This is a genomic window from Streptomyces sp. ID05-39B, assembly GCF_033794725.1.
GTDB lineage: Bacteria > Actinomycetota > Actinomycetes > Streptomycetales > Streptomycetaceae > Streptomyces > Streptomyces bobili.
On sequence record NZ_JARGEF010000314.1, the window covers coordinates 1 to 7,902 of the forward strand.

The 7,902-nt window shown below is 71.7% G+C and carries 8 protein-coding genes; 5 read left to right on the plus strand and 3 right to left on the minus strand.

What is annotated here, in order from left to right; genetic code table 11:
• Positions 1–48 precede the first annotated feature (48 nt).
• Entirely contained in the window at positions 49–921 is an 873-nt protein-coding gene (locus P1P75_RS37350; protein ID WP_319263812.1) for a biotin--[acetyl-CoA-carboxylase] ligase, read from the minus strand.
• 110 nt (positions 922–1,031) lie between these two features.
• Between P1P75_RS37350 and P1P75_RS37355 the strand changes: the two genes are divergently transcribed.
• Together P1P75_RS37355 and P1P75_RS37360 are read left to right on the plus strand one after the other, a co-directional pair.
• On the plus strand, positions 1,032–2,624 hold the full coding sequence (locus tag P1P75_RS37355; RefSeq protein WP_319263814.1) for an acyl-CoA carboxylase subunit beta: 1,593 nt from the start codon (positions 1,032–1,034) through the stop codon (positions 2,622–2,624).
• 8 nt (positions 2,625–2,632) lie between these two features.
• Positions 2,633–2,842: an acyl-CoA carboxylase epsilon subunit gene (locus P1P75_RS37360; RefSeq protein WP_319263816.1), complete on the plus strand. Its 210-nt coding sequence runs from the start codon at positions 2,633–2,635 to the stop codon at positions 2,840–2,842.
• Positions 2,843–2,858: 16 nt separating this feature from the next.
• On the opposite strand, the gene P1P75_RS37365 is transcribed toward P1P75_RS37360, so the two are convergent.
• Entirely contained in the window at positions 2,859–3,989 is a 1,131-nt protein-coding gene (locus P1P75_RS37365) for an SGNH/GDSL hydrolase family protein (protein WP_319263817.1), read from the minus strand.
• Positions 3,990–4,125: 136 nt separating this feature from the next.
• On the opposite strand from P1P75_RS37365, the gene mmpB reads away from it, so the two are divergent.
• Together mmpB and P1P75_RS37375 are read left to right on the plus strand one after the other, a co-directional pair.
• Positions 4,126–4,254, plus strand: a complete 129-nt coding sequence (gene mmpB / locus P1P75_RS37370; protein ID WP_319263818.1) for a morphogenic membrane protein MmpB — start codon at positions 4,126–4,128, stop codon at positions 4,252–4,254.
• A gap of 70 nt (positions 4,255–4,324) precedes the next feature.
• Positions 4,325–4,945, plus strand: coding sequence for a nucleoside triphosphate pyrophosphatase (locus P1P75_RS37375; RefSeq protein WP_319263820.1), 621 nt, complete (start codon positions 4,325–4,327; stop codon positions 4,943–4,945).
• Here the strand turns inward: P1P75_RS37375 and P1P75_RS37380 are convergent.
• Positions 4,914–5,396 (minus strand): hypothetical protein, encoded by a 483-nt coding sequence (locus tag P1P75_RS37380; RefSeq protein ID WP_319263821.1) that lies wholly within the window; start codon positions 5,394–5,396, stop codon positions 4,914–4,916. The two genes, P1P75_RS37375 and P1P75_RS37380, sit on opposite strands and share 32 nt — an antisense overlap.
• Positions 5,397–5,757: 361 nt before the next feature.
• Here P1P75_RS37380 and P1P75_RS37385 point away from each other — a divergent pair, with 361 nt between their 5' ends.
• Positions 5,758–7,530, plus strand: coding sequence for a biotin carboxylase N-terminal domain-containing protein (locus tag P1P75_RS37385; RefSeq protein WP_319263822.1), 1,773 nt, complete (start codon positions 5,758–5,760; stop codon positions 7,528–7,530).
• Positions 7,531–7,902: the final 372 nt, after the last annotated feature.

The following is a 7,902-nucleotide window of genomic DNA, read 5'->3' on the forward strand; positions in this document are numbered from 1 at the left end:
CCCAGGTTCGGGACGGGAAGGGGCGGCGGCGGGGGCTAGATCACCGTCTCACGCCGGCCGCAGATGCACGATGTCACCCGCGCCCACCGGCTCCCGTACCCCCTCCTCCGTGGCGAGCACCAACCGCCCGTCCCCGTCCACGGCGACCGCCTCGCCGACCACCGACCGGTCCCCGGGCAGCTCCGCCCGAACGGTCCGCCCCAACGTCGCACACCCCGCCGCGTACGCCTCCTGAAGCCCGGACCCCAGCGGATCCCCGCCGGCCGCCCGCCACCTCCCGTACCACTCCTCCAGCGCCCGCAGCACGCCCCGCAGCAGCGGGTCCCGATCCGTGCTCACCGCTCCGGCCAGCGCCAGCGACCCCGCCTGCGGCACCGGCAGTTCCTCGGCCCGCAGCGTGACGTTGATGCCGACGCCGACCACCACCCCGTCCGCCCCGGCCCGCTCCGCGAGGATCCCGCCGGCCTTGCGTTCCTCGCCGCTGACGGTCACCAGCAGGTCGTTGGGCCACTTCAGCGCCGTATCGACGCCCGCGGCGCGGGACAGGCCGGTCGCGACCGCGACGCCGGTCAGCAGGGGCAGCCACCCCCACCGGGCCACGGGCACCTCGGCCGGGCGCAGCAGCACGGAGAAGAAGAGTCCCGACCGCGGGGGCGCCGTCCACCGCCGGTCGAGCCGCCCCCGCCCGGAGGTCTGCTCCTCCGCGACCAGGACGGCACCCTCGTCGGCCTTCCCGGCGGCGGCGAGCGCGACGAGGTCGGAGTTCGTGGACCCGGTGCGGGGGACGATGTCGATTCCCGTCCACAGCCCGCCCTCCTGGACGAGCCCGCGCCGCAGCGCGACGGCGTTGAGGGGCGGACGGTCCAGATCGGACCACCGGCTGCTGTCTCCGGGGTTTCCTGCTGCATCTCGCGGCGTCATGCAAGCCACCCTAGGTGTGGTAAACGCCGCACTGCCGATCGGTAGGCCCGCCACTACTGTACGGATGAGTAACCGTCCCCCCCTTTGAGCAGGCAGGGAGCCGCATCCCGATGTCCGAGTCGGAAGAGATCGACATCCACACGACCGCGGGGAAGCTCGCGGATCTCCAGCGTCGCGTCACGGAGGCGACGCACGCCGGCTCCGCACGCGCCGTCGAGAAGCAGCACGCCAAGGGCAAACTGACGGCCCGTGAGCGCATCGAACTCCTTCTCGACGAGGGTTCCTTCGTCGAGCTGGACGAGTTCACCCGCCACCGCTCCACCAACTTCGGCCTCGACCAGAACCGCCCGTACGGGGACGGCGTCGTGACCGGCTACGGAACCGTCGACGGCCGTCCCGTCGCCGTGTTCTCGCAGGACTTCACCGTGTTCGGCGGTGCCCTGGGCGAGGTCTACGGCCAGAAGATCGTCAAGGTGATGGACTTCGCGCTGAAGACCGGCTGCCCGGTCATCGGCATCAACGACTCCGGCGGCGCCCGCATCCAGGAGGGTGTGGCCTCGCTGGGGGCGTACGGCGAGATCTTCCGCCGCAACACCCATGCGTCCGGTGTGATCCCGCAGATCAGCCTGGTCGTCGGCCCGTGCGCCGGCGGCGCGGTCTACTCGCCGGCGATCACCGACTTCACCGTCATGGTCGACCAGACCTCGCACATGTTCATCACCGGTCCGGACGTGATCAAGACGGTCACCGGTGAGGACGTCGGCTTCGAGGAGCTGGGCGGCGCGCGCACCCACAACTCGACGTCGGGTGTGGCCCATCACATGGCGGGCGACGAGAAGGACGCCATCGAGTACGTCAAGCAGCTGCTGTCGTACCTGCCGTCGAACAACCTCTCCGCGGCGCCGGCGTTCCCGGAGGAGGCGGACCTCGCCGTCTCCGACGAGGACCTGGAGCTGGACACGCTCGTCCCGGACAGCGCGAACCAGCCGTACGACATGCACACGGTGATCGAACACGTCCTGGACGACGCCGAGTTCTTCGAGACGCAACCGCTGTTCGCGCCGAACATCCTGACCGGCTTCGGCCGGGTGGAGGGCCATCCGGTCGGTATCGTCGCCAACCAGCCGATGCAGTTCGCGGGCTGTCTGGACATCAAGGCCTCCGAGAAGGCGGCCCGGTTCGTGCGGACCTGCGACGCGTTCAACGTCCCGGTGGTCACCTTCGTCGACGTCCCCGGCTTCCTGCCCGGCGTGGACCAGGAGCACGACGGCATCATCCGCCGCGGCGCCAAGCTGATCTACGCCTACGCGGAGGCGACCGTCCCGCTGATCACGGTCATCACCCGCAAGGCCTTCGGCGGTGCCTACGACGTGATGGGCTCCAAGCACCTGGGCGCCGACCTCAACCTGGCGTGGCCGACCGCGCAGATCGCGGTGATGGGCGCGCAGGGCGCGGTCAACATCCTGCACCGGCGCACGATCGCCGAGGCGGAGTCCGCGGGCGACCTGGAGGCGACCCGCGCCCGGCTGATCCGGGAGTACGAGGACGCGCTCCTCAACCCCTACATCGCCGCCGAGCGCGGTTACGTCGACGCGGTGATCATGCCGTCGGACACCCGTCGGCACATCGTGCGGGGCCTGCGCCAACTGCGGACGAAACGAGCATCCCTGCCTCCGAAGAAGCACGGCAACATCCCCCTCTAGGAGCCGCCATGACGATCAAGGTCGTACGGGGCAACCCGACCCCGGAGGAGCTGGCCGCCGCTCTGGCGGTGGTCCGCGCCCGCGCCGCGGCGGTGGCGGCGGAGCCGTCCGGCGCGCAGGAAGCCAGGGACTCCTGGTCGGATCCCTCCCGCATCGCCGCCCACCGGCTGCCGCAGCCTGGCCCGGCCACCTGGAGCCGCACGTACTGGCCGGGCTAGGCCGGCCGCCCGCCCGTCACAGACGGGCGGCCACGGCTTCGGCCATCACCGCGTACCCCGCGTCGTGGGGGTGCAGGTGGTCGCCGGAGTCGTACGCGGGGTGCAGCCGGTCCGGGTCCGCCGGATCGGCCAGCGCCCGGCGCAGGTCCACCACGGCGTCGTACTCCCCGCCGTGGCGGATCCATTCGTCCACCTCGTGGCTCACCTCGGCCGCGTGCTCACCCCAGTGGTCCGAGCCCCCGAACGGCAGCAGGGTCGCCCCGATCACCCGCAGGCCCCGCCCGCGCGCCTGCCGTATCAGCTCGCGGTGCCCGGCGATCAGTTCGTCCGCCTCCAGGACGGGTGCGGGCCGGTACGTCGGCTGCTCGTCCGTCTCGGCGAAGCCGAGGTCGTTGAGGCCGAGGAGCACCACGAGGGTGTCCACGCCCGGCTGCTCCAGTACGTCGCGGCGGAGCCGGTGCAGGGCCTTCTCGCCGTACCAGGCGGAGTCGTTGAGCAGCAGGTTGCCGCCGATCCCGGCGTTGAGGACGGGACGTCCGGTGCGCCGGGCGAGTTGGTCGGACCAGCGCCGGTCGGCGCCGGGGGTCGAGCCGAAGCCGTCGGTGACGGAGTCGCCGAGAAGGGCGATGCCGTCCGTGCGGCCCGCGTCGGTCTCGACGGCACCGAGGAGGTACCAGGACTCGCTCCGCGCGTCGAAGCCCGCCCCGTCCACGTCCGCCGTCAGGTCACCCTCGCCGCGGTAGCTGGCCGTGAAGGCCTGCGCGTGGAAGGTGGCGGGGCCGGTGACGGCGTCGAGATGCAGGGTCACCGTGAGCGCCTGCCCCGGTGTCACGGTGAGGGCGGCCGGGTCGCTGAGGAGATGGCCGCGGGCCGGGATCGCCGTACGCCCCGAGCCTCCGAAGGTGAGGCGGGTGACGGAGTCCGCCTCGACGGCGGCGCCCTCCGCGGTGCGGGCCACCGTGCCTGCGGCGAGCCGGACCGGGGAGGTGCCGTAGGCGTTCGACAGCCGTATCCGCACCCGGTCGCCGCCCGCGGTGAGCCGGACGACCTGGCGCACGGACTGGCGCCAGAAGCCCTCGCGGGACCAGTTGGGGGTGAAGCCCTCGCTGGGGAGCTGGGGCGGGGCGGTCCAAGCGGTGGTGAACACGGGCGTGCCCTCTCGTCGGCCGGAACAGCGGTCGGAACAGCGGTCGGAACCCTGCTAATGAAACCACAGTCCCGTTTAGTGAAGTTGAGTACGCGTACTCAGGCATCCGTCACCGCCCCGCCTCAGGCTGGATCGCATGCTGTGGTCCGACCCCGAGAACGAGCCGCCCGAAGAACTGCGCGACGCGCAGGAGATGCTGCGGCGGCTCGGGGTCCTCATGGCGCTGGCCATGGTGGTCGCGATGATCGTCATCGGTGTGCGATGACCCGAGGCCGGCCGGGACGCCCCGAGGCGACCCGGGTGAACGCGGCGCGGCACGCCGATACGCTGACCGCATGACCGATCAGCCGCGCCGCCGTCTTGTGCTCGCCTCCCAGTCCCCCGCCCGGCTGGGCCTGCTGCGCCAGGCCGGGCTCGACCCCGAGGTGATCGTCAGCGGGGTCGACGAGGACGCCGTGACCGCCCCCACTCCCGCCGAACTGGCCCTCGCCCTCGCCGAGGCCAAGGCCTCCGTCGTGGCCGCGAAGCCCGAGGTCCAAGGTGCCCTGGTGATCGGCTGCGACTCGGTCCTCGACCTGGACGGCGAAGCCCTCGGCAAGCCCGCGGACGCCGAGGAGGCCACCGCCCGCTGGAAGTCCATGCGCGGCCGCGCGGGCACCCTCCAGACCGGACACTGCCTCTACGACACCACGACCGGCCGCTACACGTCCGCCGTCGCCTCCACCGTGGTCCGCTTCGGCGAGCCCACCGACGAGGAGATCGCCGCGTACGTCGCCTCCGGCGAACCCCTCTACGTCGCCGGGGCGTTCACCCTGGACGGCCGCTCGGCACCGTTCATCGACGGCATCGACGGCGACCACGGCAACGTGATCGGCATCAGCCTGCCCCTCGTCCGCCGGCTGCTGGCCGGACTGGGCGTGGGCATCACGGAGTTGTGGGCGCCGGCGGACCACTGAGGGGGACGGGCCCCTCGTCCTGCGGCCCCGCGTCCCGGGGTTCCGCGGCGGCGGGCCCCGCCTGGCGGTCGTACGTCATCAGCAGCAGCACGATGAGCGTGAGCACGACGACCATGAGCAGGAACGCGTGCCAGCCCACCAGCCCCCACGCGACGGCGCCCAGCACGGCGTGCACCACCGCGGCACTGATCAGCAGGATGCGCCCGAAGCCGGCCGGCGGCCGGTCGCGGACCGCGACCAGCAGGGCGACCAGCCCGCAGAAGGCGAAGTAGAGACCGAAGACGATCCCGCCGATCTTCGACGACGTGGACATCATGTCCGGGTCCAGGCCCGCGAGGGACATGTCCTGACGGTCGACGACGATGCCGAGGAACCAGTTCAGCGCCGCGACGCCGAGCGCCTCGACGACGAGTACGGCCGCCACGACCACTGCCACCGGTCTGCGCACCACCGCTCCTCCACCCACTTTCGACCGGGCCCGCACAGGATTGCTGAGCCTTGGCCACACGCACGCTACTAACGGGTAAACCCGGGGACAAGGGTTCTGCCGCCGGCAAAGAATCATTGGGCCATTCGTAGGGACTCCACAAAGAAACGGAGTGGGGCGCAGCACGTGCTCACAGAGACCTTGGCCACAGTGGAGGGCTAGGGTTTCGAGGAGGAGTGCTGCGTACGGCGGTACTACAAGGGATTTCGCGGTCGAGTGAGCCTGGCATCACGCTCCGTGTGGGCAAGGTCACCTTTGGGGACGGGTCGATGAGTCGTGTCGGCAGTCCCTAAACTCGGCTTGTTTCAAGGAGGGAGCCTCAATCGTGCGCAAGGTGCTCATCGCCAACCGTGGCGAAATCGCAGTCCGCGTGGCCCGGGCCTGCCGGGATGCCGGTATCGCAAGCGTCGCCGTGTATGCCGAACCGGACCGGGACGCTCTGCATGTCCGGGCCGCGGACGAGGCGTTCGCCCTGGGCGGTGACACTCCGGGCACCAGCTACCTCGACATCGAGAAGGTGTTGAACGCCGCCCGCGAATCGGGGGCGGACGCGATCCATCCCGGATACGGCTTCCTCTCGGAGAACGCCGACTTCGCCCAGGCCGTCCTGGACGCGGGCCTGACCTGGATCGGCCCGCCGCCGCAGGCCATCCGCGACCTCGGTGACAAGGTCGCGGCCCGCCACATCGCCCAGCGCGCCGGGGCCCCGCTGGTCGCCGGCACGCCCGACCCGGTCTCCGGTGCGGACGAGGTCGTCGCCTTCGCCGAGGAGCACGGCCTGCCCATCGCGATCAAGGCCGCCTTCGGCGGCGGTGGCCGCGGTCTCAAGGTCGCCCGCACCCTCGATGAAGTCCCCGAGCTGTACGACTCGGCGGTCCGCGAGGCGGTCGCCGCGTTCGGCCGCGGCGAGTGCTTCGTCGAGCGCTACCTCGACAAGCCCCGGCACGTGGAGACGCAGTGCCTGGCCGACAGCCACGGCAACGTGGTCGTCGTGTCCACGCGTGACTGCTCGCTCCAGCGCCGCCACCAGAAGCTCGTCGAGGAGGCGCCCGCGCCCTTCCTCTCCGAGGCCCAGGTCGCCGAGCTGTACTCCTCCTCCAAGGCCATCCTCAAGGAGGCCGGCTACGTCGGCGCCGGCACCGTCGAGTTCCTCGTCGGCGTCGACGGCACGATCTCCTTCCTGGAGGTCAACACCCGCCTGCAGGTCGAGCACCCCGTCACCGAGGAAGTCGCCGGCATCGACCTGGTGCGCGAGATGTTCCGCATCGCCGACGGCGAGGAACTCGGCTACGACGACCCGGCGCTGCGCGGCCACTCCATCGAGTTCCGCATCAACGGCGAGGACCCCGGCCGGGGCTTCCTGCCCGCCCCCGGCACCGTCACCACCTTCGACGCGCCGTCCGGACCGGGTGTACGCCTGGACGCGGGCGTCGAAGCCGGTTCGGTGATCGGCCCGGCCTGGGACTCCCTGCTCGCCAAGCTGATCGTCACCGGCCGCACCCGCAAGGAAGCCCTCCAGCGGGCCGCCCGCGCCCTGGCGGAGTTCCAGGTCGAGGGCATGGCCACCGCCATCCCCTTCCACCGCGCGGTGGTAGAGGACCCGGCGTTCGCCCCCGAACTGACCGGTTCCGCCGACCCGTTCACGGTCCACACCCGCTGGATCGAGACCGAGTTCGTCAACGAGATCAAGGCCTTCGCCGCCCCCGCCGCCACCGAGGCCGACGAGGAAGCCGGCCGTGAGACCGTCGTCGTCGAGGTCGGCGGCAAGCGCCTGGAGGTCTCCCTCCCGGTCTCGCTGGGCATGTCCCTGGCCCGCACGGGCCTCGCGGCCGGGGCCAAGCCCAAGCGTCGCGCGGCGAAGAAGTCCGGCCCCGTCGCCTCCGGCGACACCCTCGCCTCTCCGATGCAGGGCACGATCGTCAAGATCGCGGTCGAGGAGGGCCAGGAGGTCAAGGAAGGCGATCTGATCGTCGTCCTGGAGGCCATGAAGATGGAGCAGCCCCTGAACGCCCATCGCTCCGGCACCGTCAAGGGCCTCGCAGCGGAGGTCGGCGCCTCGATCACCTCCGGCGCCCCGATCTGCGAGATCAAGGACTGACCGGACAGCACGACTCCGGTTCCCCGCGCCCAGGTGGAGGGCGCGGGGTTCTGTTGTCATGGGGGGCGGGGCCCACCCAATGGCACGGCACGCCGTTGAGAAGCGGGGCAGTTGAGAAGCGGGACCATTGAGCAGCGGGGTCGCGGAGCCCGCCAAGGGCCGCCGGGTTGTATCGATCTGCGGCTCCGCCGCGTGGGCGCGACCAGCCAGAGCCGACCCGCACCCGCGAACGGACCCCCATCGCCCACGGCGACAAGGCGCCCTGCCGCCGGGGAACTAGCGACGCCTCATGTCCGCGACACGAGCCCGCTCGGCACCCGGCGCCTGCTCCCCGAGGACGGCCGCCGCCCGCAACCCTGCCCCGGCCCCGGC

Coding starts and splice junctions, on each gene's coding strand:
- P1P75_RS37360 (WP_319263816.1), top strand. CDS start 2,633: ATGACGATCAAGGTCGTACGGGGCAACCCGACCCCGGAGGAGCTGGCC.
- P1P75_RS37375 (WP_319263820.1), top strand. CDS start 4,325: ATGACCGATCAGCCGCGCCGCCGTCTTGTGCTCGCCTCCCAGTCCCCC.
- mmpB (WP_319263818.1), top strand. CDS start 4,126: ATGCTGTGGTCCGACCCCGAGAACGAGCCGCCCGAAGAACTGCGCGAC.
- P1P75_RS37355 (WP_319263814.1), top strand. CDS start 1,032: ATGTCCGAGTCGGAAGAGATCGACATCCACACGACCGCGGGGAAGCTC.
- P1P75_RS37350 (WP_319263812.1), bottom strand. CDS start 921: ATGACGCCGCGAGATGCAGCAGGAAACCCCGGAGACAGCAGCCGGTGG.